The sequence below is a fragment of the Flavobacterium sharifuzzamanii genome, assembly GCF_003254585.1.
In the GTDB taxonomy this organism is placed as follows: Bacteria; Bacteroidota; Bacteroidia; order Flavobacteriales; family Flavobacteriaceae; genus Flavobacterium; species Flavobacterium sharifuzzamanii.
In genome coordinates, this window is record NZ_QJGZ01000039.1 from 485,773 (window position 1) to 510,742 (window position 24,970).

Genomic DNA, 24,970 nt, shown 5'->3' on the forward strand with positions numbered 1-24,970 from the left:
TCTCCTAGTATAAAGCCCCAGAGGGGCGACATATTTATTTAATAAAAAAGAATACTTATCCTACAAATTAAAATTATTAATTAGCTTTACTGACTATAATTTTATTTAAAAACATGGCTAATACTTATTCTCAATTATACGTTCAAATCGTTTTTGCTGTAAAAGGAAGAGAAAACTTAATTTCCAAAAAATGGAAAGATGAGATTTATAAATACATTACAGGAATTATTACCAATCAGAAACAAAAATTGATTGCAATAAACGGAATGCCAGATCATATTCATATCTTAGTTGGAATAAAACCAAATGTTTCAATATCGGATTTGGTACGAGACATTAAATCAAGTTCATCCAAATTCATAAATGAACAAAAATGGATAAACGGAAAATTCGAATGGCAAACAGGCTTTGGTGCTTTTTCATACAGCCATTCTCAATTAACACCTGTTATAAAGTACATTGAAAATCAAGAAGAACATCATAAAACCAAAACATTCAAAGAAGAATATATTGCATTTCTAAAATTATTCAACATTGATTCTAAAAATGAATATCTGTTTGATGATGTTTAATTTATGTCGCTCCTATGGAGCTTCAAATCTTATTCGATTATTATAATTGCTATAAATATTTTGCTTCTCTGAAGCATTTTTTAAATACCACATGATCTTGAAACTGATTTACGCCACATTCTTTATCAGCATTTTTGGGTGTTTTGCCCAAAACGATTCCCTGCAAAATCCGTATTTTAAATCATACAATGATAAAATTACCGCTAGTATTTATTATCTAGATACTTCCAATAGTTTTCAGATTGCTTCAGATAATACCGATCCAAAAACATATGTAAATCTAATTCCGAATCGAAGAGAACAAATAGGTTTTACATTAAATTATAAAATCATTGATATTACAATTGGTTTTGCTCCCAAATTTTTAAGTCAGAACAAAGGTGATTCTCATTCCAAGAATTTTAATTTCAACACCCGTTTTTATTTAAAAAAATGGATGCAGTCGTTCACTTTCATTAATCAAAAAGGATTTTATATTAGTGATGATAATATTACAGCTCAGCTGCCTAATATGCGTACCACAAAAATTGGCGGATCTACTTCTTATGTTTTCAATGATAAATTCTCTTTTAAAACATTGGTAAGCCAAAACGAATGGCAGACCAAAAGTTCTGGAAGTTTCATTCCGTCATTCTCTTTTTATTATACAAACTTGGACTTAAACACTCCCGATTCGTCGCCTGGAGATATTTACGTTTTAACACTCGCTCCCTCCTATTTTTACAATTTCGTAATCAGTGATCGGGTTTTAATTGGTGCGGGACTTGCCTTAGGCGCGGGAATTAATATTGTTGACGGTGATACCTCAGCTTTATACCAAGCCGACTTCAATTTAAAACTGGCTTATAACAAAGACCGATTTTTCGGCTTTGTCAGTCTCAACACAATAGGCTTTGCACAAGATGATAAAGTCGATCCGCGATTGAATGATAATATTTCTACTCTAAAATTATCTATGGGTTATCGATTTAATGCTCCAAAAAAGGTAAAAGAAGTCTACGATAAGGTGAATGAAAAAATAGGCCTTTGAGAAATCTTAATCTGAAATAAACCGAAAGCCCAACAAAATTGCTTAAATTACAGAGATTTATGAAAAACTAAAATTCATTATTATGGGAAATAGGAATACAGAACAATTAAATCTCATGCATTTTGGAAAAGGGTTTATCGCAGCACTTGACCAAAGCGGTGGCAGCACACCAAAGGCATTATCGCAATATGGTGTTCAAGAAAATCAATATTCAAATGACGAAGAAATGTACACTCTTGTACATGAAATGAGAACTAGAATTATTAAAAGTCCTGCTTTTGATAGCCAATATATTCTGGGTGCAATTTTGTTTGAAAATACAATGGATCGCAAAATCGACGGACAATGGACCGCAGATTATTTATGGGATAAAAAACATATTATTCCTTTCTTGAAAGTAGATAAAGGTCTAGCCGAAACTGTAAACGGCGTACAATTAATGAAACCAATTTCTGGTTTAGATGAATTGCTAGATCGCGCTGTTGAACGAAATATTTTTGGAACTAAAATGCGTTCTGTTATTAAAGAAGCCAATCCTAACGGTATAAGAGATATTGTTGCGCAGCAATTTGAAGTAGGAAAACAAATTTTCAGTAAAGGTTTAATTCCGATTATAGAACCTGAAGTTGATATTTACAGTACTGATAAAGAAAAATCGGAACAGATACTGAAAGAAGAAATCCAAAAACAGCTTAATTCATTGGATAAAGATGTAAAAGTAATGCTGAAACTTTCAATTCCGACTGTGAACAACTTTTACAGTGATCTTATTTCAGACGCACATGTTGTTCGTGTTGTAGCGCTCTCTGGCGGATATTCTCGCGAAGATGCAAATCAAAAACTCTCTCAAAACCACGGATTGATTGCCAGTTTTTCTAGAGCATTATCTGAAGGACTTACCGCTGACCAGTCTGATGAAGAATTTAATGCTGAATTAAAAGAAACCATTAAAGGAATTTATATGGCTTCAATTACTTAGGAAACTGAAAAAACCAAACGTTCCTACGGAACGTAAATAAACGGCATTGATAATTTTTTTCTACCGATGAAACATTCCTACGGAATGAATTGTTTTTTTGAAAAGAAAAATCCCTGATAGTCTCGTATCAGGGATTTTTCTTTTTTCGATTATTTAGAAGTCATTTCTTCAGCTAAATCTAATGTCTGCAAAATGATGTTTTTATCAGACTTAAAAGAGTTTAGTTTAAAAACGAATTTCAATTTATTATCAATTAATTTTTTTGGAGATTCTATAGAAATATCTGAAAACTGAGATGAAATTTTAGTCATTCGATCCAATTCTGAATCTTTTACATTTTTCCCAAATGTTTTTACGGTTTGGGCAATATCGAGCTTTCCAGAAATATAATTTTTACTCAAATCTTTCTTAGCGTCTTTGGCAAAAGAACCTTTTCCTGCTGCAAAATACTCTTTTGTATTGGCAACAATTACGACATCTTTCTCTTTCACAATAAAAATATCGCCATACTCTTTTGTACCTGTAACAATGTATGAATTTCCATTTGGAATCAGCACTTTTTTACGAACTCCCAATTGCAATAATTTATCTCCAAAAGTCGGATGCGTAGAAGTAAAAATTACAGAAAACAACGGAATATCTTTTTTCACTTTTTCCTCCGTTATTTTTTCTTCATAATTCTCATCATAATCATACTTTTTGGTCATTACCTCAACTTCTTTCGTATCGTATAAAAAAGCGCTTAAATCACCATCAAAAAGCTTTGCTGTTGCTTCTTCATCAACAATTGTAGAAATCAGATCTGTAATTAGGGTAATATCTTCTTTCGCGAATTTTGGATTTTGAAATATCTCCGACATTAATGACGGAAAGTTTTCAAGTGCCGCTTTTGTATTGGCATGATACGAAATGTATCCTAAAGGTTTTTCTGCAGGAAAATAATTAAAGATATTTTTATTGATTTTTCTATCGCTGATCTTGCTTACAACCGCAGCAATCTCTGGAGCGTATTCAACCACTTCTTCAATTCTAGAATTATCATTGTCAAAATAGAAATCTAGATTAATGCCTTTTACGAAATTTCCAAAGTTCTTCTGAAATGGCAGATATTTATCATAACCACCAAATAATGCCATTGGATAATTGTACAGCGAGTAGAAACTAGACATAAATCCGCCATAATTTACCCAAGACGAAATATCTGCCGACATATTTATTTTTGAAAAGCTTGGCGCCGTAAAACCATTTTCAAATAAACCTTTTATAATTTCCTTCTGTTGCTCGGCAAGTTTTTTATCAAATTCTGCTTGTTCTGCCGTATATTCTTCATAAGGATTTCCATCGTACAGATAATCTTGTTCCACCGTTTCGGCTGATCCAGCCTGTGCATCAGCTATCTTTGGTTCATCACGCATTACAGACGGCTCTGCTATTTTTGGCGGATTTGGCGCTTCTTCTACTCCGTATACTTTCGGTGTATCTACAATTACCGTCTCTTCATAAGCCTCAGAAATTCCTATCGAATCATTTAAAACTGGAGGCCCGTCTGGGGAAGCATAAAATTTATTCGGAAGTCTTTTTGTTAATTCAAATATCACCAAATAATTATCATTCCATACAAATGATCTTTTTAAACCGCTTGGTGTAAAAACAGCATATTTTCCGAATGCTTCAATTGTACCATTCTTTTCATTAGCACCTTGTTTTTCAATCAGATATTGTCTTACCGCTTCTTTGTTTTTTATCGGAATGGTAACCTGATAAAACGGAATGCTATCTAAGAAATTTCCATGAACCGTAATTTTTTGGTCCAATTGAATAATCGTAGTATACTGACGAAGATCAAAATCAGGTTTTTTGCTGGTGTATTTCGTAATAATCGAATGATTCAGCACTTCATCTATACTGACTTTTTTAGAAAGTTGATTTCCGTTAAACTGTACAAAATAATCGTATTTGTCAGGACTCGTTTGTCCAAAAGCAAAATACGTGGCAAATAGAAAAATTAAAATGTAAAAATGCTTCATAAAATCAAGGCGTTAATTGGATGGTATTATTCATTAAAGTCGATTTCTTAAATACGCTGTACATACTTTGTTTTAAAAAAACCGTCTTTTTGTTTTTGGAAATTTTGCTGTTTGCATTGTCAACAGCTACAATATCTTTATCGAAAGTATAAATAGAAATAATGCTGGCTTCTTCTAGATCTTTCTTTTTCTTTGGGTCGTTTACGACTTTTTCTGGAACTGGATAAGAAGCAATTCTTTCGAAAGTTTTGCCGCTTCCGCTAAAGTGAATCTGATCACGCTGATTGTTGATTGTATTTACAACAGCGTTGAGTGCTTTCAGATTGGCGTAGTTGAGTTTGATAATGAAAACGTAATTCTGAAAATCTGTTTTGGTGCTAACGTTGGAAATCCCGTTAATCTTTAAAGCTTTTTCTTTAAAATCACTGAGTTTAGCGGTAATTTCTTGTTCATTCGGAATTTTTACGCCATCGACTTCTTCCAGCCAAATAGCCGATTTGGTTTTAAACCAAGATTTAGAAAAGTCCACAATTAGAGTATATTCACCACTTTGGTCGTCGTGGTGTTTGATTCTTTCTGTAATCTCAAAACAACTCGTTAAGAGCAGACAGCAAAATAAAGCGAGAATTTTCTTCATTTTGCAAATTTAGATGGAATATTCTGAATAACCATGATATGTCTAAATTCTTAATCTTTAGTTTGAATAATTAAAAAGGTCCAATATCTTCATAAAGTGATTTATCTTCAATAAGAAATGATTCATAATCAAACAAAAAATTCCAAACTAAAATATAGAAATCTCTAATTGAAATTTGTGTTGGAAGTTCCAATTGTGCCAAAGTTTGGTCGTAAGATCTTTTAAGTTCATAATCTGTCCAGAAATTTATGGCAAATCGAAAGCTTTCCTTACATCTATATTGCCAAGAAATATTTTCAAGTTCTAATTCTGGTTTCAAAAAACTATTCACTAGTTTTTCAATACTAGCGTGGTTATTTAAATTTAATCCCAGTATTTCAGCAGGAATTTCATATCCTTCACCCATAAAAGCCCAGAATCTCCAGATATAACCCTCACTTACTTTTTTTGTTTTCATCTTAAAAAGTTTTAAAACTGAAGTTACTATTATTCGCTAGCGTGGATTTTATTTACAATTCATTCATCAAATAATCAAAAAGCTTTTCTGCAAAAAATTGCTCGTGTCCCTCTTTTATCAACATAGAAAAAAAATAATTTTGACTTAAATATGATTCGTATTCATAATAAGGAATCAAGAGAAACTTGACATAACTTAAATAAATATTTTTAACCTCATTTGAAATAATATTCAAATCAAGATTTGTATTTGTAACGTCATAAAAGACTTCAAAATAAGATTTATTAATTCTCTTAATTGTTATGTAAGTAATTTTATTTTTTTGACAATTTTGCCAATGCACATTTACAACTTTTGAATTATCGGTATAAATAAATTTTTTCATTTTGTATGTTATTTACGATAGCGCGGATTTGCAATCCGTGCCCGCAACAGTGAGACCCAATACTAATTCTCAAAGCAAAAAATCAATCTTTGCTGGCACGGATTGCAAATCCGCGCTATCGGGAGAAACAAGAAGTTGCGCATAATTATGATTTCGTGGAATGTGTAAGCTATAAACTTTTATGGTTACTCCTCATCATAAGCATCTCCATAAGGCTCAAATTCATCATCAAGCCAAAACCAATCTTCTCCGTTACTAGAATATAATTTTTCTAATAATTCTGTAAAACTTTTAGCAATTATCATGTTTTCATCTGGAGTTGCATGAGTTTCTAGAAAACTGTCGTAACAATATCCTAAATGAGATTTTCTTAGATCAATACTTATATATTGGCTTAATTCTGCAGATTCTGCAATCAAAAACCATTCATTGCTTATATCATCTTCTAATTCTTCCCATATTATGTCGTCTTCGGGATATAATCGTTTATTGGTTGGAATAAATTCATTTAATGAAACAATTCTTATTCCGTAAGGTTTATTGGCAAACAATTCAAGTGAGTCATAATTTTCATAGAAATATTTCAAATCAGAAGGCAATTTAAGATTGCTCTTTGGGGTTGATTCTCTTTTTAAAAGTTTGCAATTAGGGTCACTTTCTATTTTTTGTAAAACATTTATCATTTCCATTTTATTATTATTTAAAATTCAATTTTTCATTCACTAAATTATTCTTATAGGTTTTTTCCTAATTTTACAAATCTACTTCAAATAAAAACATCAAACCAAATTTTTAGATAATATTAACTCATTCTACAACAAGCTAAACGCCTTATTTTATTCCTTTTTCTTTAACTTTGCGCCACTCATTAAAAATTGAGATAAACTTCAAAAAAAATAAAAACAACTGCAGTTTTAGAAATAGATTCTCAGTCTGAGTTTCAAGGAAATCAACTAAAAATCTAAAATCTAAAAACTAAAAACTAAAATTATATGTTCCCATTACAAAGAGGCAGAAGATTAAGAGTAAATGAATCCATTCGTTCTTTAGTACGTGAAACCAGCTTAAGTCCATCGGATTTTATGTTTCCAATGTTTATCGCTGAAGGCGAAAATGTAAAAGTTGAAATTCCGTCAATGCCGGGAATTTTCAGAAGATCAATAGATTTAACAGTTGAAGAGGTAAAAGAACTTTATGATTTAGGAATTCGCGCCGTAAATATTTATGTAAAAGTTAGCGAGAACCTAAAAGACAATACAGGAAAAGAAGCTTGGAATGCTAACGGATTAATGCAGCAAGCTATTCGTGCCATAAAAGCAGCTTGTCCAGAAATGATCGTTATGCCAGATGTAGCTTTAGACCCATATTCTATCTATGGCCACGACGGAATTATAAAAGATGGTGATGTAGAAAACGACAGTACAGTTGATGCTTTAGTAAAAATGGCTGTTTCGCACGCAGAAGCTGGTGCCGATTTTGTTGCGCCAAGTGATATGATGGACGGACGTGTTTTACGCCTTCGCGAAGGTTTGGATGCTGCTGGATTTCAGAATGTTGGAATTATGAGTTATTCTGCTAAATATGCTTCAGCTTTTTATGGTCCGTTTAGAGATGCTTTAGATTCGGCTCCAAGAGAAGCTGATGTTGTGGTTCCAAAAGATAAAAAAACATATCAAATGGATTATGCAAACCGAATCGAAGCAATCAAAGAAGCTTTGTCTGATGTTGAAGAAGGTGCAGATATGGTTATGGTGAAACCAGGAATTGCTTATTTGGATATTGTTCGCGAAATAAAAAATACAGTTCATGTCCCTGTAACTGTTTATCAAGTTTCTGGAGAATATGCTATGATTAAAGCCGCATCTGAAAGAGGTTGGCTTGATCACGATAAAATTATGATGGAACAATTAATGTGCATCAAACGTTCGGGCGCTAATCTTATTTCTACTTATTTTGCTAAAGAAGCGGCAATACTTTTAAAGAAATAAGATGAAAAAGGTTTTATTTTTATCTGCTGTTTTAGCTTTTGCTTCGTGCAAAAAAGAAACTTCTGAGCCGACAAACGCAGCAACCGAATCTGTTTCTGAAGGCGAATCGGCGAAAGCCAAAACCCCAGAGGAACTAGGAAAACAAATATTTGAAAGCAACGGAAATTGTTTCGCATGTCATCAGCCTGATCAAAAAGTGGTTGGACCAAGCATCAAAGAAATTGCTAAAATCTATAAAGACAAAAATGGCAATATCGTTACTTTCTTAAAAGGAAATGCAGAACCAATTGTAGATCCGAGTCAGTTTGAGGTTATGAAAACCAATTTTGCAATTACGCAGTCAATGTCTGATGAAGAATTGAAAGCTATTGAAGCTTACATCTACAGTAATTTAAAATAATTACAAGATGTTCCGTAGGAACATTTCATCGGTAGAAAATTATGTTATAATCCATTTACGTTCCATAGGAACGTTTGATATGCTGCATGGTTAAAATTCACGTCAAAATCAAACGTTCCTACGGAACGTAAAAAACGGGGCGCCAATATTTTTTTTCTACCGATGAAATATTCCTACGGAACATCGTTTGATTATCTAAAAATAGTAAAGCAAAAAAGGCGGTTCCGAATATCGGAACCGCCTTTTTTTATCATTAAAATGTATTACCAGATTTTAACTCGTTTTTCTGGCTCAACGTACATCTTATCACCTTTCTTAATATCAAACGCTTTGTAGAAAGCATCAACATTTTGAATTGGCACATAAGCTCTGTACATTCCAGGAGAGTGTGGATCTGTTTTTACTTGGTTTTTGATTGCTTCATCTCTAGATTTTGTTCTCCAAACGGTAGCCCAAGAAATAAAGAAACGCTGCTCTGGTGTAAATCCGTCAATTAAACCTGGATTTCCGTGTTGCTTTAAATACAATTGCAGACCGTCAAATGCAGCATTAATTCCGCCTAAATCACCAATATTTTCACCTAATGTAAAATGACCATCAACATGAACTCCTGGCAATGGCTCAAGAGCGCTGTATTGATTTGCTAAATCATTTCCTAGAGTTGTAAATTGTTTCAAATCATCTTCTGTCCACCAGTCAACTAAGTTTCCTTCAGCATTGTAACGCGCTCCAGAATCATCAAATCCGTGAGAAATCTCGTGTCCGATTACGGCACCAATTCCACCATAATTAACAGCTTCGTCAGCTTGATAATTGTAGAAAGGCGGCTGTAAGATTGCTGCTGGGAATACAATTTCGTTATAAGATGGGTTGTAATAAGCATTTACTGTTTGCGGAGACATGTGCCATTCTGTTTTGTCAACAGGTTTAGACAATTTGTCTACGCTTTTCTTAAATCTCCATAACGCTAAGTTTTTAGAGTTCTCAAAATAGCTTCCTCCTTCTGCGATGCTTTTAATTTCTAAAGCTGAGTAATCTTTCCATTTATCAGGATATCCAACTTTAATGGTTATTTTGTTCAGCTTTTCGATTGCTTTTGCTTTAGTGTCTTTAGACATCCAGCTTAAATTGTTAATACGATTTTGGTAAGCCGTAATAACATTGTGAATCATATCAACCGCTTTGGTTTTAGCTTCAGCAGGAAAAACTTTCTCCACATAAAGTTTTCCAAGAGCTTCACCAACATTTCCGTTAACTACATTAAGCGCTCTTTCTTCAGCTGGAAGTTGCTTTATTGCTCCTCTTAATGTTTTGCTGTAAAAATCAAAATTAGCATTATCAATTTCAGTTGTCAGCTTGCCTGCATTACCGTTAATTAAATCCCATTTCAGATATTCTTTCCATTGAGCAACTTTATTCTCCTTAAAAACAGTTTCTAAGGCAGTCATATATTTAGGCTCGTTTACAATTACAGTCTCTAATTTAGTAATTCCTAAACCAGCAAAATATTCGTTCCATTTAATAGCTGGAGTTAATTTTTGAAGTTCAGCAATTGTCATCGGGTTGTATTGCAAACGGCTGTCTCTTCTTTCAACTCTGTTCAATCTCGGTTTTGATAATTCTGTTTCTAAAGCCAAAACTTCAACAGCGCTTTGTTTTGCTTTCTCTGGAGATTCTCCAATAAACTGAAGCATTCTTGCAACATGCAATTCATATTTAGCACGTTTTTCTTTAGAATCTTTGTCATCAGAAGTATAATAGTCTTTATCTGGAAGTCCCAATTGGCTTGGCCCTAAATTTACAGAGTTTATAGAGCTGTCTTTATCATCAGCTCCAATGTAAATTCCGAAAAATCCAGCATTGCTTTCTTTTTCCATTTCAACCAAATATTTCTGAACATCAGCAATACTTTTAATTGCGTCGATTTTTTTCAGATATGGTTTTAAAGGTTCGATTCCTTTCTTATTTCTTCCGATAGAATCTAAATAAGTGTTGAATAAATTAACCGCTTTTCCTTGATCTGTATTCGATTTGTATTTCGGATTTTTGGAAGCTTCTTTTAAAACCTCCATCACATCTTTGTCGGTTCTTTTAATTAGTTCATTAAAACTTCCCCATGTCGTACGATCGCTTGGAATTTCTGTTTTCTCCAGCCAAGTTCCGTTTACATATTTGAAAAAATCCTGACTTGGGCTGATTTTCGTATCCATATACGATACATTGATACCTGGTTCCTTTGGCGCTTGAGCTTGAGCTGCAGTTACTGCAAACATTGCAGATATAACACCAAACACAGGTTTAGCAAATTGTTTTTTCATAAAAAGTTATAGTTTAATGGAAAATACAAACGTATTGTTATTATTTTAAAAATTGTGTTAAAATTCTAACTGTAAAGTCAAAAAGACATTTAAATGTCACAAATAGAAATTAAACACTGGGTATTTGTCTACAAGCATTTGTAAAAGTTACAAAAGCCTGTTAAAAAAATAACCCAGTAAAGTTTTTAAAATCTGCTTTTTGTATTTTTGCGCCAAATTATTTTTATGAAATCGCTTTTATATAAATACCGCAAATTCTTTATTGTCTTAATAGTGTTTTCGGTTGTTACGATATCTTTGTTTTATTCTGCGTTGAAACCTAAAAAAACACTTCCGATTTACAATCCCGCTGATGTAAATCCTGAATTGGTTGACAGTACAGTTCAATATAAAAGCAAATACCACACCATTGCCGATTTTTCTTTCATCAACCAAAATGGTGATACCATTACCCAGAAAAATTATGAAGGAAAGATCTATGTTGCCGATTTCTTCTTTACAACCTGCGGATCGATCTGCCCAAAAATGTCAACTAATCTAGTTGACGTTCAAAAAGCAGTTTTAAATAACCCAAAGGTAATGTTGCTTTCTCATACTGTTTTTCCAGAAGTGGATAGCGTTTCTGTTTTAAAAGCTTATGCCATAAAATATGGCGTTGTAGACAGTAAGTGGAATCTAGTTACTGGCGATAAAAAAGAAATCTACAAAATGGCCAGAAAATCGTATTTGGCCGTGAAACTTGGTAGGCCAGATCAGCTTTATGACATGGTGCATACAGAGAATTTTGTTTTGGTCGATCAAAAGCGTCGCGTTAGAGGTTTTTATGATGGAACAAATAAAGAAGACATAAAACGTCTTTTGGAAGACATCGAATTCCTGTCTCAGGAGTAAAATCCCTTATTTTTAGAAACTTTTAGCATTTGTGGAAGTGTTAAATGCCTTGAAATAAAGAATAATTGCCTACTTTTGCAATCTAAATTCAATCTAAATAAGCTTGCAAAATACAATACACACTCTGAAAAAAGGCGAAAAAGCCATTATCAAGGATTTTGATATCGATCTTGTTCCACTAAAATTACTAGAAATGGGTTGTCTGCCTGGCAGCTTAGTTGAATTATTGCAGGTTGCTCCTTTTGGTGATCCGTTATATTTAGATATTAATGGTTCTCATGTTGCAATACGCATTGAAACAGCTCGTGAAATTGAAGTTGAACTTATCAAAACCAATTTGTAATGAGTGTCCAGAATATCAATGTTGCCCTTATCGGAAATCCAAATACTGGAAAAACTTCTGTTTTTAATCAATTAACAGGCCTTAACCAGCAAGTTGGAAATTATCCTGGAATCACGGTTGAGAAAAAAATGGGCTTTTGCAAGCTGCCCAATAATGTTAAAGCCAATATTCTAGATTTACCAGGAACATATAGTTTGAATGCCAGTTCGATGGATGAGAGTGTAGTAATCGAACTTTTATTAAACAAAAACGATAAATTATACCCGGATGTAGCAGTTGTCGTAACAGATGTTGAAAATCTGAAACGAAATTTACTGATTTACACACAGATAAAAGATCTTGAAATCCCTACGATTTTGGTCATCAACATGTCTGACCGTATGGCGCGTAAGGGAATTTCTTTGGATATTCCGTATTTAGAAGAAAAACTAAAAACGAAAATTGCTTTAGTAAGTTCTAGAAAAGGTATAGGAATTGAGCAATTAAAGGAACTTATTGTTTCTTATAAAACAATTCCGCACGAACCTTGTTTAAATGCTTCAGTAATTGATCCCGAATATTTTGCAAAATTACAAAAGGCGTTTCCAAATCAATTAATGTATAAATTGTGGCTGGTAATCACACAAGATGTCAATTTCTTGAATTTGGATCGAAATGAAATAAGAAGCACTTTTACCAAATCGCATTCAGAATTAAAACGTTTACAGCAGAAAGAAACCATCAAAAGATATCAATTTATAAATGATGTTTTAAAAGAAGGTTTAAAAATTGATGCTTCGATCGCTAAAGATATCCGAGCAAAACTAGACCGTGTTTTAACGCATAAGGTTTTTGGTTATGTGATTTTCTTTGCCATTTTATTCTTGATTTTCCAATCGATTTTCAGTTGGTCAACTATTCCAATGGATTTCATTGACAGCACATTTGCTTCTTTAAGCAGCTGGGTTGCAGAAGAATTGCCAAGCGGTATTTTGACCGATTTGCTTTCGCAGGGAATTATTCCAGGTATTGGCGGAGTTATTATTTTTATTCCGCAGATTGCGTTCTTGTTTTTGTTCATTTCCATTTTGGAAGAAAGCGGTTATATGAGCCGAGTTGTATTCTTAATGGATAAAATAATGCGCCGATTTGGACTTTCAGGAAAAAGCGTTGTGCCTTTAATTTCAGGAACTGCCTGCGCGATTCCAGCAATTATGGCAACAAGAAATATCGAAAACTGGAAAGAACGCCTTATTACGATCTTAGTAACGCCATTCACTACTTGTTCGGCAAGATTACCTGTTTATGCGATTATCATCTCACTGGTTATTCCGAGTAAACGAGTTTTTGGAGTACTAAATCTTCAAGGATTAACTCTTATGTCACTTTATGTTTTAGGATTTTTTATGGCCATTTTATCGGCTTACATTTTGAATAAAGTTTTAAAACTGCAATCTAAAACATATTTCGTAGTTGAGATGCCAAGTTATAAAATGCCACTTTTGAAAAATGTTGGAATCAATGTGGTAGAAAAAACGAAAGCTTTCGTTGTTGGTGCAGGTAAAATAATCTTGGCTATATCGGTTATTTTATGGTTCTTGGCTTCTTATGGTCCAGGAAAAGAATTTAATGAGGCTGAGACTATTGTTAAAGAAAGATTTGCTAATACTACTTTGGATGAAACACAATTTGAAAATGAAGTTAATTCTCAAAAACTAGAGAATTCATATATCGGATTAATGGGAAGAGCAATTGAGCCAGCAATTCAACCTTTAGGTTATGATTGGAAAATCGGAATTGCGTTAATCAGTTCGTTTGCTGCCCGTGAAGTTTTCGTTGGGACATTAGCAACCATTTATAGTGTTGGAGATACGGATAACGAATCGACTATAAAAAGCAAAATGCAGGCAGAAGTTCGTCCAGATACCGGAAAGAAAGTATTTGATTTTGCCACTGGTATTTCGTTACTACTGTTTTATGCTTTTGCAATGCAATGCGCCAGTACATTGGCGATTACCAAAAAAGAAACCAATTCATGGAAATGGCCAGCAATGCAGTTGGTCTTCATGAGTGGTCTTGCTTATTTAACCGCATTAATTGCGTATCAACTTTTAAAATAAAAAGTTATGTTTCAAGAAATAATAGCCTTTGCCATATTAGGATTTGCAGTTGCTTTTTTGATTAAGAAGTTTTTCTTAAAATCGAAAAAGAAAAAAGACTGCGGGGGCGGAACTGATTGTGGGTGTTCTTAAAAAGGGACAAGGGTGCAAAGGTTCATAAGTGCAAAGTAAAAAAAGCTGTTCATTTGAACGGCTTTTTTTATGACGAAAAATGTCTTATTCTGTTGTTTTTAAAACCTAAAATAACTTATTAGTATATTTTATAGAGGTAGTTTTGAATTTTAAAAATTCATTAAAATGACACCAGAAGATAGAATGGAAGTAATTCGCGACAATAGAGTTGCCCGATTACTGTGGTTTGCAATAGGTTTTTTCTGCGCAGCAATTATTACTTATTTGATAATGAAAAATAATCATTAGTTTTTTCTCTGCTGTTTTAATTATACTTTTATGCTATTAAATCAGTAAAAAAAGACTTTCAAAATGAACACAAAAAACCCTTTACTTTTCTTTTTATTTATATGTTTTACTTTAAGCGGAATTAGTCAAACGAAAACAGATCTAAAGAAAGATAGCAATAATACTTTTCTAACTTCAGATGGCGTTCCTTTATTTTTGAAAGTTTCAGGAAAAGGCGATGTCTGTATTTTTGTACATGGCGGTCCTGGTGCTTGGAGCAAATCTTTTGAAGAATTTGGAGGAAATGTACTTGAAGACAAATTAACCATGTGCTATTATGACCAAAGAGGCTGCGGTAGATCTGGGTCTCCTGCAGATAACAATTACAGCATGGACAGAATGATAGATGATATTGAAGAAATTCGAACTTATCTTAAAACTGATAAAGTATTTGTAATCGGACATTCTTTCGGAGGAATTCTAGCCACTAAATATGCTGAAAAATATCCGCAACATGTAAAAGGTTTAATTCTGTTAAACTCAACATTAGATATAAACGATTCGCTTCTTAATCAAATCGCTTTTATGGGTAAAACTTTAGGAAAAGATTTTACTGTAAAAGGTAAGGATTCAATTCTAAATACTTTTTTTGAAGCAAAACAACAAATTAAAAAAGCAGATCTTGATTACAAAATGCTTTCTGACAATAGAGCAACCGTTGAAAAACTGGACAGCATAGACAATAGTGAAAAAAGAAACTCTTCATTTGCGCAACATGCCTTAAGTGGTCCGTTATATTTTAGTGATTTTACTAAAGAAACAGCTTCTATTAAAGTTCCAACGCTTATAATTTCAGGAACAAAAGACAATAATATTGGTCCTGAACATTATCGTCTGTTTAAATTCCCAAATCAAGAAGTTAAAATTATTAATGGCGGGCATATTTTGTATTACGAGCAGAATAAAGAGTTTAAGAATGCAATCGAGGGATTTGTTCGTGCTAAAAGGTAAAGATAAAAGAGGCAAGAACAAAGACTTATGCTTAGGCTAATGAATGAGAATAAAGATAAAAGACGGTGACTCTGACTAGAAACTGTAATTAAAATATGTCTTATTCTAATGTTTTAAAGACTTTTTCGGCCTTTATCATTTCAGTTACAAAGATACTTTTGGATCATTCAAAATTAAATTCAAAATGACAAGGTTTGAAAAAAGGGAAATGGCTCGAAATAAAAGTATTGCAAGGTTACTATGGTTTTCAATTGGATTTTTATGCGCTTTTGTAATAATGTGTCTTTTAAAAACCAAATTATAAATAATTTAAACACCTTATAAAGAAAAAAGCGACTCTATATCTAGAGTCGCTTTTTCTTTATAAATTAAATGATCTTACTTCACACCTTCCCACTCTGCGTAAAACTGAGCAAGGAAAGTTTCCATAAAACCATGTCTTTCGGCAGCGATTTCTTTTCCCTTTTCGGTATTCATTTTATCCTTTAAGAGTAAAAGCTTTTCATAAAAATGATTGATGGTTGGAGCGCTGTTCTTTTTATACTCCTCTTTTGTCATATTTGTTACAGGAGCAATTTCTGGATTGTACAAAGCTCTATTCTTAAATCCTCCGTAATTAAATGCTCTTGCAACGCCAATGGCACCAATTGCATCTAAGCGATCAGCATCTTGAACAATATCCAATTCGACAGACGAGAACTTCCTTTCGAAATTTCCGCCTTTATAAGAGATGTTTTCAATGATATTGACAACGTGGGCAATTATCTCCTCAGAAACATTTTCGGCTTCTAAAAACGCTCTTGCTGTTTTCGGTCCAATAGTTTCATCACCGTTGTGAAATTTACTATCGGCTATATCGTGCAATAAGGCTCCTAATTGTACAATTGTAAGATTGCATTCTGTTTCTTTTGCAATCAATAGTGCATTTTTGTAAACACGTTCAATATGAAACCAATCATGACCGCCTTCTGCATCATTTAATTTCTCTTTAACAAAAGCAATGGTTTTAATAATTAATGCTGAATCACTCATACAGAAGTTTTTACGGTTTATAAAAAATGTTGATTGCCAAAGATTTTAAATCTCCAACAATCAACAAATATGTTTTAAAGCAACAATGTTGCTTTTAAATTTCTAAATTCGAAAATCCCACATTCCAATCAAGAATCTGAAATCTACATTCTAAAATCTAAAATTCTAAAGTCTAGCTGGTTCAACCCATTTGAAGATATGTGATTCTTGTGGAATAACAATTCTTTCTGAGATTTTAGCCATTCTAGCAGGCAATTTCATTAAATAGTCACGTGCTTTCTCTGCTTCATCTGAAAGATTGCCAATTTTATCAATCTCCCATTTGTTGATTAATTTCTGCATAATTTCAACATAGTCATTTGCAGTATAAACTCCAATACGCTGAGCTGAATCAGAAAACTGTTCGAAAGCTGTACTGATTTTTTGACCAGACTCTCTCAAGAAGTGAGCTGGCATAACGATTTTCTGCTTCATCATGTATTGAAAAGCCAACATCATCTCGCTTGGATCAACTTGGAAAATTCTAGTAACAAATTCGCTGTATGCATGATGGTGACGCATTTCATCACCTGCAATCATTTTACACATTTTAGACAATTTGTTATCGCCAAATTTCTTAGCTATCTGAGCTACTCTATTGTGCGAAACATAAGTTGCTAATTCCTGAAAACTAGTGTATACAAAGTTTTTGTATGGGTCAGTTCCAGTTCCAATATCAAAACCGTCGTTTATAAGATGCTGTGTTGTCATTTCGATTTCACGCATGTTTACACGACCAGACAAATACAAGTATTTATTTAAAAGATCACCGTGACGATTTTCTTCTCCAGTCCATTGTTTTACCCACTTAGCCCAACCGTTTCCTTGATTTCCTTCTTGCTGATCTATTCCTTCAACATCCATTAACCATGACTCGTATGTAGGCAAAGCTTCTTCTGTGATGGTATCACCAACAAGCGTAACCCAGAAATCGTACGGAAGCTCTTTAGCAATCTCACGCAACTCTTTTACCTCTTCAAAGAAGTTTTCTCCTTGAGAATCTGGTAAGAAATCGGACGGCTGCCAAATTTTTTCCACTGGAATTAAATACTGTTCAACGAAGCTATCCACGTTTTTTTCCAAAAACTGCATTACTTCTAATCTAATGTTTTTTATAGACATTACTTATTATAGATTTGGGTTGTACGTTTTAGCTCGGACTAAAACTTAAACCTGTTTATATTAATTTATTCCTTCTTTAACTGCTTTTTCAGTTATCTCCATCAGCTCTTCGAACTTGTAATCTTTAACAGCTAAAGCTTTATGAGCTGTAAATTTGAGGTGATTTCCTAAACCAACAGGAAAAAAACCAAATTTTACCATTTTCCAAGAATTATTGATACTTACCGGTACAACATACGCAGATGGTGCATATTTGCATAAAATTTTTAAACCGCTTTGCGCAAATTCTTTTGGTACTCCTGTCTTACTTCTTGTTCCTTCTGGAAAGATTACGGCAGATCTTGTGTTTTTTTCGATATATTCAGACAAGCCTTTAATAACGGGTATCGCTTGTTTAGGGTCTTTTCGGTCAATTAAGACAGATCCTCCATATTTCAAATTAAAAGAAACACTTGGAATTCCGCTGCCTAACTCCTTCTTACTTACAAATTTACAATGAAAACGTCTAAAATACCAAATCATTGCCACGATATCGTACATACTTTGGTGATTTGCCACAAAAATAATTGGCGCACCCTTTGGAACCGTGTCTACTCCTTCAATTGTATATCTTGTTCCAACAAGATTAGTACATTTTAAAAGGCAGAAATTTAAATAATCAACACTTTTTTTGTGAGCTTGGTAACCAAAAACATTTAAACAAATCCACTGAATTGGATGAAAAACAGCCAAACATAAACCAAATAATAAATAGTAAATTACCGATATTGGATAAGAAATAATTTTTTCCATGCTTCAAAAATTAATGCGCAAAAGTAGTAAATATATTTTTAGACTTATTAAAATTGAAAACAATAACCGTTTTTCTGGTTTAATTGTACCTTTGCACTAGAATTTGCAAATTTTTTCTGAATTAAATGAACTTTACTTACCCTAAAAACGAGCGTTTAAAAAGCAAAACGACAATTGGATTACTGTTTTCTGAAGGAAAATCGGTGTCCAAATATCCGCTTCGTTTAGTTTACCGTCAAGCGGAAGCAAATTCAGAAGAACAAACTAAGATTGGCGTTTCGGTTTCTAAGAAATATTTCAAGAAAGCAGTTGATCGAAATTACTTCAAAAGAGTTCTGAGAGAAACCTATCGTTTGAACAAACATTTACTTTTAGATAACTTGGATCAGCCTTATTCTATAATGCTCTTTTATCAGACCAAAGACCGTTTATCATACGAAGAAATCAATACCAAAATGATTCAATTGTTTGAGAAATTTTCAGCGCAGATAAACAAAACCCAAGATTCTGATACCAAAACAGAAGCGTAAATTTCAAAACGTAAGATTATTAATCAAGTTAGACAAAAAAATCGTAGTTTTAGCTCTAAATTGAAATTTTATGCGTCAACTTTTCTTTTTATCTATTTTCGTTTTGATTCTTTGTGGTTGCAGCAAATCTTATGAAGCAGAAACAAGCGCAATCTCTATTGAAGCAGTAAAATTGCCTCCAAAAAAAGCAGAAGCTAGTTCTTATGATAAAGATTCTGATCCAGTAGCAGCGCCTCCTGTAAAAATCAAACAAGAAATTGAACAGAAGATTATAAAGGAAGCCACTTTACGATTTGAAACTGATAATCTTGAAAACACTTTCAATCAAATTCAAAAAGCTGTTGCCAATAATAAAGCGAGAATTATTAACGATTCTGAGGAAAAAGATTATGGGACTATTTCTAGAAATTTAATTGTAAAAGTTCCAAGCCAAAATTTTGACCGTTTTATAAGTGGCGTTTCAAAAGGAGTTTCATATTTTGAAGTTAAAAATATATCTGCAGAAGACGTAACAGCTGAATATATCGATCTTACTTCAAGATTGAAAACCAAGAAAAAACTTGAAGAACGCTATCTTGAAATTTTAAAGAAAGCGAACAAAGTCAGTGAGATTTTAGAAATTGAACAACAAATTTCAACTATACGAGAAGAAATTGAAGCCAAAGAAGGCCAATTGAAATATCTAGAAAGCCGCGTTTCTGAAAGCACAATTACTATTTCATTTTATAAAATAATACCTGAAAAAGAAGGTGTTAAAATATCTTATGGCTCCAAGCTTTGGAACGCCGTTAAATCCGGATTCTATACTTTGTCCGATTTATTGCTTTCATTATTAAGCGCTTGGCCGTTTGTAATTTTATTTGTTGTATTTGCCTATTTTATTAGAAAAAGATTAAAAAGAAGAAAAAAAGAATAATCATGTATCCGTATTTCAAAAAGAAATTTATTATACCAGTCGCTGCGGCGGGAATGTTGTTTGTTGGAACCAGTTTTAGAGAAGATTTTTTTGAAATTGCCAAACAGATCGAGATTTTTACGACTTTGTTTAAAGCCGTAAATACCAATTATGTTGATGAAACCAATCCTGGCGATTTGATGGATAAAGCCATCAAAAGTATGTTGGGAAGTTTAGATCCATACACGGTTTATTTTAACGAGCAAGATGTTGTCAACTTTAAAATCAATAATACTGGAGAATATACTGGAATCGGCGCTCTGATTTCTAGAAAAAATGACCGCTTAGTTGTACGCGAACCTTATAAAAATTATCCGGCAGACAAGGCAGGATTAAAAGCTGGTGACGAAATCATTCAGATTGGAGATGTCTTGATTGCTGATTTTAAAGACGACGCTTCTCAATTATTGAAAGGAACAAAAAACACTAAAATCAACATCAAATATCTTCGTCAGGGAAAACCAAGTACTACGGTTTTAGTTTTGGATGAAGTCGATATTAAATCGGTTCCTTTTTACGGAAAAATTGATGAAAAAACAGGCTATATTGTTTTAGCACATTTCAGCAGAAAAGCTTCAGCCGAAGTTAAAGATGCTCTTGAGAAATTAAAAGCAGACGGAGCCAAACAGATTGTTTTGGATTTAAGAGGAAATCCTGGAGGATTATTGAATGAAGCAATTGATATCTGTAATTTATTTGTTCCGAAAAATGAGGTAATCGTAACTACTAAATCTAGAATTGAAAAACACAATAATACTTATAAAACGCAGAAAGAGCCAGTTGATACTGAAATTCCGTTGGCAATTTTAGTGAACGGAAGAAGTGCTTCGGCTTCTGAAATTGTTTCAGGTGCTTTGCAGGATTTGGATCGCGCCGTAATTTTAGGAAGCAGAAGTTTTGGAAAAGGTTTGGTTCAGCGTTCTGTCGATTTAACTTATGGAACTCAGCTGAAAGTAACTATTTCGAGATATTATACGCCTTCTGGAAGATGTATTCAGGCTTTGGATTATGCGCATAAAGATAAAAATGGTGTGGCTCAGAAAACTGATGCTAAAAATTTCAATGCTTTTAAAACCAGAAAAGGCAGAACAGTTTATGATGGTGGAGGAGTTTTACCAGATATTGAATTGGAAGAAACTAAAACAAGTGCTATTGCAACTGCTTTAATTAAAAACGATGGTGTTTTTGACTATGCAACAACGTATTATTACAAAAATCCAAATTTGGGAGATAAGATTCCGACTTTGACAGATGCAGATTATACCGCTTTCAAACAATATCTGAAAACGAACAAAATCACTTTTGATACTGAAACAGAAGTGGCTTTGAAAAATACTTTAGCTGCAGCTAAAAAAGAAAAAATAGACGAGACCATTACTGCCGAATATCAACAATTGTTGAATGCTTTAGAAAAAAGCGAAACTACTTTACTGGATAAAAACCAAAAAGAAATTAAAAACATGATTTTGGAAGAGTTGATTAAAAGATATCAATATCAGGAAGGTTTGTACCAGTATTATTTAAAAAACAATTCAGAAATTAAAAGAGCAGTTAGCGTATTAAATAACCCGACAGAATATAAAACGATTTTAAAAATGTAGTGAATGAAGATAACTCTAGCCCTGACTCTTTTTTCATTTTATACAGTAACAGCACAGCAAAAATCTGTTGAAACTATTTATTTTGAGTTTGACAGGTATGATCTGACAGAAAAGCAAATCAATGTTGTTTCAAACTTTGTAAAAAGCATAGACACTACTAAGGTAGAGTCTATACAGATTTATGGCTATTGTGATGATCGCGGAAACGATGAGTATAACTTTAGATTGTCTAATAATCGGGCAAATACGATTCAGAATCTATTGATTAATAAAGGATTCAAACAAAGCAAAATTGTAATTCTTGAAGGAAAAGGACGTGTTGTCGTAAAAACAGATACGGTAGAGAATCTGTATGAGACACGTCTGCGAAATCGGCGGGTTGATTTAATCGTTGTTAAGAAAAATAGTTTCGGAAAAGGAGTTTATACTTCCTTCAAAGACAATTTAAAAGTAGGCGACAAAGTATACCTCGAGTCTATTTTATTTGATATTGGAAGCGCTAAACTTACTAGCAATTCTAAAAAAGAACTGGATAAAATTGCAGTCATACTCCAAAAACACAGAAGTCTGAATTTTGAAATTAGAGGACATGTCTGCTGCACTCCCGAAATTTACAGCGACGGAATTGATAGAGATACTAAAGAAAGAAGACTCTCTTGGAATCGCGCCAAAACTGTTTTTCATTATTTAATATCCAAAAAAGTATCCAAAAGCCGCATGACGTATGTTGGATGCGGCAATCGATATCCTTTAGGCAGAGGTGATAATTATGATCGGCGGGTGGAGTTTGTGATTACTAAAATTTAGTTTTTTCTAAGCTTCTAAGATACTAAGTTGCTAAGGTTCTAAGTTTTTTGTTTATTGCAGCTTTACTGAATTTTTAATTATTCTCTCACCATTTCGATATGCTCAATATCATCTTCTAAGTACATTTCGCTGGTTTGGACAAAACCGTGGCTTTCGTAAAACTTTTTTAAATACAATTGTGCGCCAATTGTAATTTTATCTTTTCCAAAATTAGATTTAATACCAGCTATGGCTTCACGCATTAATTCATGGCCCCATTTTCTATCTCTATAATTTGCGTCTACAGTAACTCTTCCTATTGAAGCATTGTCAAAACTAATTCCGGCATCAAATAAGCGTGAATAAGCAACGATTTTATCTTCAAACTCACCAAGTAGATGTAAAGCTTTCTTGTCTTTGCCATCAAGATCTAAATAGACACAGTTTTGCTCTACGACAAAGATTTCACTTCTCAGTTTGAGCAAATCATATAACTCATGAACAGTTAATGCCTCAAAAGGCTTTATTTTCCATTTTAAATCCATTCTTACTTATTTTTTGCCACAAAGGCACGACGACGCTAAGTTATATTATTTTTTTAGCTTCGCTAAAGTTTTTATATAAATCGCAAAGGCACAAAGTTTATCTTTCTAGCAGATATAACTTTGTGCCTTTGCACCTTTGTATCTTTGAACCTATAATAGGAAATTACTTTTTGGTCATTATAATTTCCATGCTCTTATATTCAGTTCCGTTTTTTGTATCGAACATTTCCATTTTTCGAGTTTTAGCGTCCACAATAGTGTAAACTTCTCTATACTTGGTATTTTTTGCAGTTACTGGATCAGCCATTTCTCCATTAAAATCTATACTCTTGGTGCTTTCATTATACTTACCTTTACTAATCATCATTCCAGTTCCCATATTATCAATAAATGTGGAGATGTATTCTTTAGTAGCATTATTATAACCTACAGTGGCTTTACCTTCAAAAGGCTGCCCCATCATAGTGCCTTTATAAGTTGCTTCTTGGAATCGTCCACCCAAAATCATTTTGATTTCGGCTACAGACGTTTCTTTTTCAGGTTTTGCATTTGCATCAGACCAAAATGTCATATCGCAATTCCACGTCCCCACTTCATCGGCCAGTATTTTATGAGGATTTCCAGGCGCTGCATATTCCTGCCAAGCTTTCATCTGTGCTGCAGAATCTACTGGTGCTTCTGTAACAGGCTCTTCAGTTTTAACAGAATCTGTTGCCGCTGGGGTTGCTACTTCTTCTTTCACTTCTTTTTTACAAGAAATAAAACACAAGGTTATTATTGCTAAGGTTGCGGTTAATTTTTTCATAACTATTTGTTTTTATGTTTGTTATGAATAAAAGTACGAAAAAATTTGTTTGTTTTATTTTGTTTCAGGTTTCATGTTTCAAGTTGATATACTTTGGCAATTTAATTGCAAAGTTCGCAAAGGACGCTAAGTTATATTGAGAAGGTGAAGTTCTCTAAGAAATGCGCACATTTAATCGTCAGATTTTGAAACTTGAAACTTCAAACTTGAAACTTGAAACAAAAACCCCTTATCGTTTGTCGATTCTCACTGTTTTTATGATTGCTTCGAGTTCTAGCATCAAATCGCGTTCTTGATGTGAAGGAGAATAAGAGAATCCTTCAATAACCAAAACACGGTTAAAAGTTTCATCAATAATTGCATAATTAATAAAAGGTCCAGTCATGAAATCATTCTTCAATTCCCAAGTTCCTTTTGTTTCGAAGGCGTTTTTATTATCTAATGTCACTTTTGAAAAATAAGGTGCGTATGCTTCACTGGTAATCATTTGTGTGTTGGGTTCACGTCCTTGAATGTATTTGCCAATTGAGTCGCGCATTTTGACAATAGCATTTACTACGTCTTTTTTCTTCTTGAAATTATAAAGCGGAATCTGGTAAATTAATAAACTCGTATTCCCGCTTATGATTTCTTTTTTAAGCCAGATGAATTTCTTTTTATGCAACATGTATTCATATCCTGTCGGTATCTGAATGTTGATGTGAAATTTGTTCTTTAAGATTGCTTTATTTAACAGCGATGTACTATTGTCTTCTTGAATTTTTTGAATTTCAGCATCGTGAATAATTTTTATTATTTGTGGAGCATTCAACTCAAGACTACAAATAATATCGTCTACTGATTTTCCGTAAATACGAAAAGTATTGTGAGGTAATGTTTTGCTTCGAATGATTTCGAATTTATCTGCAGGTGCTTTTTTGACCACAATAATGCTTCGGCTGTCTGTAACAAAGCCTTCTAGCAATCTGGCAGGATATTGATTTATGGTAAAAAGTGGTTCTTCTTGGGTAAGTCCAAGAACTGGTGAGGCAAATTTATTTCTGATACTATCGCCCACTTCTCCATACCACAACTGATCATCGATAATGACCGAAATGGTATTGGTTTTTCCCGATACTGTTTCTTGTTTTTCACTTTTAAAACAAGAAGTCAGGAAAAATGGAACTAATAGCAATAAAAAATGGGTTTTATTCATTTTTTTAATTTATGAAATAAAACCCAAATTTA

The 24,970-nt window shown here is 33.2% G+C and carries 27 protein-coding genes; 15 read left to right on the forward strand and 12 right to left on the reverse strand.

Annotation, left to right across the window (positions count from 1 at the left end):
- Positions 1-113: 113 nt before the first annotated feature.
- From tnpA to DMA14_RS14930, 3 genes are all read left to right on the forward strand, one after another.
- On the forward strand, positions 114-572 hold the full coding sequence (gene tnpA / locus DMA14_RS14920; RefSeq protein WP_111425390.1) for an IS200/IS605 family transposase: 459 nt from the start codon (positions 114-116) through the stop codon (positions 570-572).
- A gap of 91 nt (positions 573-663) precedes the next feature.
- Positions 664-1,602, forward strand: coding sequence for a DUF4421 family protein (locus DMA14_RS14925; RefSeq protein ID WP_111425391.1), 939 nt, complete (start codon positions 664-666; stop codon positions 1,600-1,602).
- A gap of 82 nt (positions 1,603-1,684) precedes the next feature.
- Positions 1,685-2,581: a fructose bisphosphate aldolase gene (locus tag DMA14_RS14930; protein ID WP_111425392.1), complete on the forward strand. Its 897-nt coding sequence runs from the start codon at positions 1,685-1,687 to the stop codon at positions 2,579-2,581.
- Positions 2,582-2,730: 149 nt separating this feature from the next.
- On the opposite strand, the gene DMA14_RS14935 is transcribed toward DMA14_RS14930, so the two are convergent.
- The 5 genes from DMA14_RS14935 to DMA14_RS14955 all read right to left on the reverse strand — a co-directional run bounded on the left by DMA14_RS14935 (position 2,731) and on the right by DMA14_RS14955 (position 6,776).
- Positions 2,731-4,608 (reverse strand): hypothetical protein, encoded by a 1,878-nt coding sequence (locus DMA14_RS14935; protein WP_111425393.1) that lies wholly within the window; start codon positions 4,606-4,608, stop codon positions 2,731-2,733.
- A gap of 4 nt (positions 4,609-4,612) precedes the next feature.
- The gene (locus DMA14_RS14940) at positions 4,613-5,245 is read right to left on the reverse strand and encodes a hypothetical protein (protein ID WP_111425394.1); all 633 of its coding nucleotides are present in this window, start codon (positions 5,243-5,245) and stop codon (positions 4,613-4,615) included.
- A gap of 70 nt (positions 5,246-5,315) precedes the next feature.
- Positions 5,316-5,702: a hypothetical protein gene (locus DMA14_RS14945; protein ID WP_111425395.1), complete on the reverse strand. Its 387-nt coding sequence runs from the start codon at positions 5,700-5,702 to the stop codon at positions 5,316-5,318.
- A gap of 52 nt (positions 5,703-5,754) precedes the next feature.
- Positions 5,755-6,087: a hypothetical protein gene (locus tag DMA14_RS14950; protein ID WP_111425396.1), complete on the reverse strand. Its 333-nt coding sequence runs from the start codon at positions 6,085-6,087 to the stop codon at positions 5,755-5,757.
- Between the two features lie 185 nt (positions 6,088-6,272).
- The gene (locus DMA14_RS14955; protein WP_111425397.1) at positions 6,273-6,776 is read right to left on the reverse strand and encodes an SMI1/KNR4 family protein; all 504 of its coding nucleotides are present in this window, start codon (positions 6,774-6,776) and stop codon (positions 6,273-6,275) included.
- Positions 6,777-7,079: 303 nt separating this feature from the next.
- Here DMA14_RS14955 and hemB point away from each other — a divergent pair, with 303 nt between their 5' ends.
- Together hemB and DMA14_RS14965 are read left to right on the forward strand one after the other, a co-directional pair.
- Positions 7,080-8,075, forward strand: a complete 996-nt coding sequence (hemB, locus tag DMA14_RS14960) for a porphobilinogen synthase (RefSeq protein ID WP_111425398.1) — start codon at positions 7,080-7,082, stop codon at positions 8,073-8,075.
- Between the two features lies 1 nt (position 8,076).
- Complete coding sequence (locus tag DMA14_RS14965; protein WP_111425399.1) at positions 8,077-8,475, forward strand: c-type cytochrome; 399 nt, start codon at positions 8,077-8,079, stop codon at positions 8,473-8,475.
- Positions 8,476-8,738: 263 nt separating this feature from the next.
- On the opposite strand, the gene DMA14_RS14970 is transcribed toward DMA14_RS14965, so the two are convergent.
- Positions 8,739-10,793 carry a M13 family metallopeptidase gene (locus tag DMA14_RS14970; RefSeq protein WP_111425400.1) on the reverse strand — a complete coding sequence of 685 codons (2,055 nt, stop codon included), beginning with the start codon at positions 10,791-10,793 and terminating at the stop codon, positions 8,739-8,741.
- 225 nt (positions 10,794-11,018) lie between these two features.
- Here DMA14_RS14970 and DMA14_RS14975 point away from each other — a divergent pair, with 225 nt between their 5' ends.
- The 6 genes from DMA14_RS14975 (at position 11,019) to DMA14_RS14995 (ending at position 15,536) form a co-directional block, all read left to right on the forward strand.
- Positions 11,019-11,684, forward strand: coding sequence for an SCO family protein (locus DMA14_RS14975; RefSeq protein WP_111425401.1), 666 nt, complete (start codon positions 11,019-11,021; stop codon positions 11,682-11,684).
- A gap of 103 nt (positions 11,685-11,787) precedes the next feature.
- Positions 11,788-12,027: a FeoA family protein gene (locus DMA14_RS14980; RefSeq protein WP_111368256.1), complete on the forward strand. Its 240-nt coding sequence runs from the start codon at positions 11,788-11,790 to the stop codon at positions 12,025-12,027.
- Positions 12,027-14,126 carry a ferrous iron transport protein B gene (gene feoB, locus DMA14_RS14985; RefSeq protein WP_111425402.1) on the forward strand — a complete coding sequence of 700 codons (2,100 nt, stop codon included), beginning with the start codon at positions 12,027-12,029 and terminating at the stop codon, positions 14,124-14,126. Before DMA14_RS14980 ends, feoB begins: the two co-directional genes overlap by 1 nt.
- Before the next feature lie 6 nt (positions 14,127-14,132).
- A complete protein-coding gene (locus DMA14_RS14990) occupies positions 14,133-14,258 on the forward strand; it encodes a FeoB-associated Cys-rich membrane protein (RefSeq protein ID WP_111425403.1) in 126 nt (41 codons plus the stop codon).
- A 165-nt stretch (positions 14,259-14,423) separates the two neighbouring features.
- The gene (locus DMA14_RS23065) at positions 14,424-14,546 is read left to right on the forward strand and encodes a hypothetical protein (RefSeq protein ID WP_262510332.1); all 123 of its coding nucleotides are present in this window, start codon (positions 14,424-14,426) and stop codon (positions 14,544-14,546) included.
- A 63-nt stretch (positions 14,547-14,609) separates the two neighbouring features.
- On the forward strand, positions 14,610-15,536 hold the full coding sequence (locus DMA14_RS14995; protein ID WP_111425404.1) for an alpha/beta fold hydrolase: 927 nt from the start codon (positions 14,610-14,612) through the stop codon (positions 15,534-15,536).
- A gap of 378 nt (positions 15,537-15,914) precedes the next feature.
- Here DMA14_RS14995 and DMA14_RS15000 read toward each other — a convergent pair whose 3' ends face one another.
- The 3 genes from DMA14_RS15000 to DMA14_RS15010 form a co-directional block, all read right to left on the reverse strand.
- A complete protein-coding gene (locus DMA14_RS15000) occupies positions 15,915-16,568 on the reverse strand; it encodes an HD domain-containing protein (protein ID WP_111425405.1) in 654 nt (217 codons plus the stop codon).
- Between the two features lie 165 nt (positions 16,569-16,733).
- Positions 16,734-17,729: an acyl-ACP desaturase gene (locus tag DMA14_RS15005; RefSeq protein ID WP_111425406.1), complete on the reverse strand. Its 996-nt coding sequence runs from the start codon at positions 17,727-17,729 to the stop codon at positions 16,734-16,736.
- 60 nt (positions 17,730-17,789) lie between these two features.
- Positions 17,790-18,521, reverse strand: a complete 732-nt coding sequence (locus tag DMA14_RS15010; RefSeq protein WP_111425407.1) for a lysophospholipid acyltransferase family protein — start codon at positions 18,519-18,521, stop codon at positions 17,790-17,792.
- Positions 18,522-18,646: 125 nt separating this feature from the next.
- Here DMA14_RS15010 and rnpA point away from each other — a divergent pair, with 125 nt between their 5' ends.
- The 4 genes from rnpA to DMA14_RS15030 all read left to right on the forward strand — a co-directional run bounded on the left by rnpA (position 18,647) and on the right by DMA14_RS15030 (position 22,414).
- Positions 18,647-19,051, forward strand: a complete 405-nt coding sequence (gene rnpA, locus DMA14_RS15015; protein ID WP_111425408.1) for a ribonuclease P protein component — start codon at positions 18,647-18,649, stop codon at positions 19,049-19,051.
- A gap of 70 nt (positions 19,052-19,121) precedes the next feature.
- A complete protein-coding gene (locus tag DMA14_RS15020; RefSeq protein ID WP_111425409.1) occupies positions 19,122-19,967 on the forward strand; it encodes a DUF4349 domain-containing protein in 846 nt (281 codons plus the stop codon).
- 2 nt (positions 19,968-19,969) lie between these two features.
- Positions 19,970-21,607, forward strand: coding sequence for a S41 family peptidase (locus DMA14_RS15025; RefSeq protein ID WP_111425410.1), 1,638 nt, complete (start codon positions 19,970-19,972; stop codon positions 21,605-21,607).
- Positions 21,608-21,610: 3 nt separating this feature from the next.
- On the forward strand, positions 21,611-22,414 hold the full coding sequence (locus DMA14_RS15030; protein WP_111425411.1) for an OmpA family protein: 804 nt from the start codon (positions 21,611-21,613) through the stop codon (positions 22,412-22,414).
- A 77-nt stretch (positions 22,415-22,491) separates the two neighbouring features.
- Here DMA14_RS15030 and DMA14_RS15035 read toward each other — a convergent pair whose 3' ends face one another.
- From DMA14_RS15035 to DMA14_RS15045, 3 genes are all read right to left on the reverse strand, one after another.
- Positions 22,492-22,938 (reverse strand): GNAT family N-acetyltransferase, encoded by a 447-nt coding sequence (locus tag DMA14_RS15035; RefSeq protein ID WP_111425412.1) that lies wholly within the window; start codon positions 22,936-22,938, stop codon positions 22,492-22,494.
- Positions 22,939-23,101: 163 nt separating this feature from the next.
- The gene (locus DMA14_RS15040) at positions 23,102-23,743 is read right to left on the reverse strand and encodes a DUF1579 domain-containing protein (protein WP_111425413.1); all 642 of its coding nucleotides are present in this window, start codon (positions 23,741-23,743) and stop codon (positions 23,102-23,104) included.
- 229 nt (positions 23,744-23,972) lie between these two features.
- Complete coding sequence (locus tag DMA14_RS15045) at positions 23,973-24,938, reverse strand: DUF4837 family protein (protein ID WP_111425414.1); 966 nt, start codon at positions 24,936-24,938, stop codon at positions 23,973-23,975.
- Positions 24,939-24,970: the final 32 nt, after the last annotated feature.

Excerpts from the sequence above, each read along its gene's own strand:
- DMA14_RS14950 (WP_111425396.1), bottom strand. The coding sequence starts at position 6,087 with ATGAAAAAATTTATTTATACCGATAATTCAAAAGTTGTAAATGTGCAT.
- DMA14_RS14935 (WP_111425393.1), bottom strand. The coding sequence starts at position 4,608 with ATGAAGCATTTTTACATTTTAATTTTTCTATTTGCCACGTATTTTGCT.
- DMA14_RS14975 (WP_111425401.1), top strand. The coding sequence starts at position 11,019 with ATGAAATCGCTTTTATATAAATACCGCAAATTCTTTATTGTCTTAATA.
- DMA14_RS14965 (WP_111425399.1), top strand. The coding sequence starts at position 8,077 with ATGAAAAAGGTTTTATTTTTATCTGCTGTTTTAGCTTTTGCTTCGTGC.
- DMA14_RS14955 (WP_111425397.1), bottom strand. The coding sequence starts at position 6,776 with ATGGAAATGATAAATGTTTTACAAAAAATAGAAAGTGACCCTAATTGC.
- feoB (WP_111425402.1), top strand. The coding sequence starts at position 12,027 with ATGAGTGTCCAGAATATCAATGTTGCCCTTATCGGAAATCCAAATACT.
- DMA14_RS14995 (WP_111425404.1), top strand. The coding sequence starts at position 14,610 with ATGAACACAAAAAACCCTTTACTTTTCTTTTTATTTATATGTTTTACT.
- tnpA (WP_111425390.1), top strand. The coding sequence starts at position 114 with ATGGCTAATACTTATTCTCAATTATACGTTCAAATCGTTTTTGCTGTA.
- DMA14_RS15045 (WP_111425414.1), bottom strand. The coding sequence starts at position 24,938 with ATGAATAAAACCCATTTTTTATTGCTATTAGTTCCATTTTTCCTGACT.
- rnpA (WP_111425408.1), top strand. The coding sequence starts at position 18,647 with ATGAACTTTACTTACCCTAAAAACGAGCGTTTAAAAAGCAAAACGACA.
- DMA14_RS14940 (WP_111425394.1), bottom strand. The coding sequence starts at position 5,245 with ATGAAGAAAATTCTCGCTTTATTTTGCTGTCTGCTCTTAACGAGTTGT.
- DMA14_RS15010 (WP_111425407.1), bottom strand. The coding sequence starts at position 18,521 with ATGGAAAAAATTATTTCTTATCCAATATCGGTAATTTACTATTTATTA.
- DMA14_RS15025 (WP_111425410.1), top strand. The coding sequence starts at position 19,970 with ATGTATCCGTATTTCAAAAAGAAATTTATTATACCAGTCGCTGCGGCG.
- DMA14_RS14925 (WP_111425391.1), top strand. The coding sequence starts at position 664 with ATGATCTTGAAACTGATTTACGCCACATTCTTTATCAGCATTTTTGGG.
- DMA14_RS15035 (WP_111425412.1), bottom strand. The coding sequence starts at position 22,938 with ATGGATTTAAAATGGAAAATAAAGCCTTTTGAGGCATTAACTGTTCAT.
- hemB (WP_111425398.1), top strand. The coding sequence starts at position 7,080 with ATGTTCCCATTACAAAGAGGCAGAAGATTAAGAGTAAATGAATCCATT.
- DMA14_RS23065 (WP_262510332.1), top strand. The coding sequence starts at position 14,424 with ATGACACCAGAAGATAGAATGGAAGTAATTCGCGACAATAGAGTTGCC.
- DMA14_RS15030 (WP_111425411.1), top strand. The coding sequence starts at position 21,611 with ATGAAGATAACTCTAGCCCTGACTCTTTTTTCATTTTATACAGTAACA.
- DMA14_RS15005 (WP_111425406.1), bottom strand. The coding sequence starts at position 17,729 with ATGTCTATAAAAAACATTAGATTAGAAGTAATGCAGTTTTTGGAAAAA.
- DMA14_RS15000 (WP_111425405.1), bottom strand. The coding sequence starts at position 16,568 with ATGAGTGATTCAGCATTAATTATTAAAACCATTGCTTTTGTTAAAGAG.
- DMA14_RS14930 (WP_111425392.1), top strand. The coding sequence starts at position 1,685 with ATGGGAAATAGGAATACAGAACAATTAAATCTCATGCATTTTGGAAAA.
- DMA14_RS15020 (WP_111425409.1), top strand. The coding sequence starts at position 19,122 with ATGCGTCAACTTTTCTTTTTATCTATTTTCGTTTTGATTCTTTGTGGT.
- DMA14_RS14945 (WP_111425395.1), bottom strand. The coding sequence starts at position 5,702 with ATGAAAACAAAAAAAGTAAGTGAGGGTTATATCTGGAGATTCTGGGCT.
- DMA14_RS14990 (WP_111425403.1), top strand. The coding sequence starts at position 14,133 with ATGTTTCAAGAAATAATAGCCTTTGCCATATTAGGATTTGCAGTTGCT.
- DMA14_RS14970 (WP_111425400.1), bottom strand. The coding sequence starts at position 10,793 with ATGAAAAAACAATTTGCTAAACCTGTGTTTGGTGTTATATCTGCAATG.
- DMA14_RS15040 (WP_111425413.1), bottom strand. The coding sequence starts at position 23,743 with ATGAAAAAATTAACCGCAACCTTAGCAATAATAACCTTGTGTTTTATT.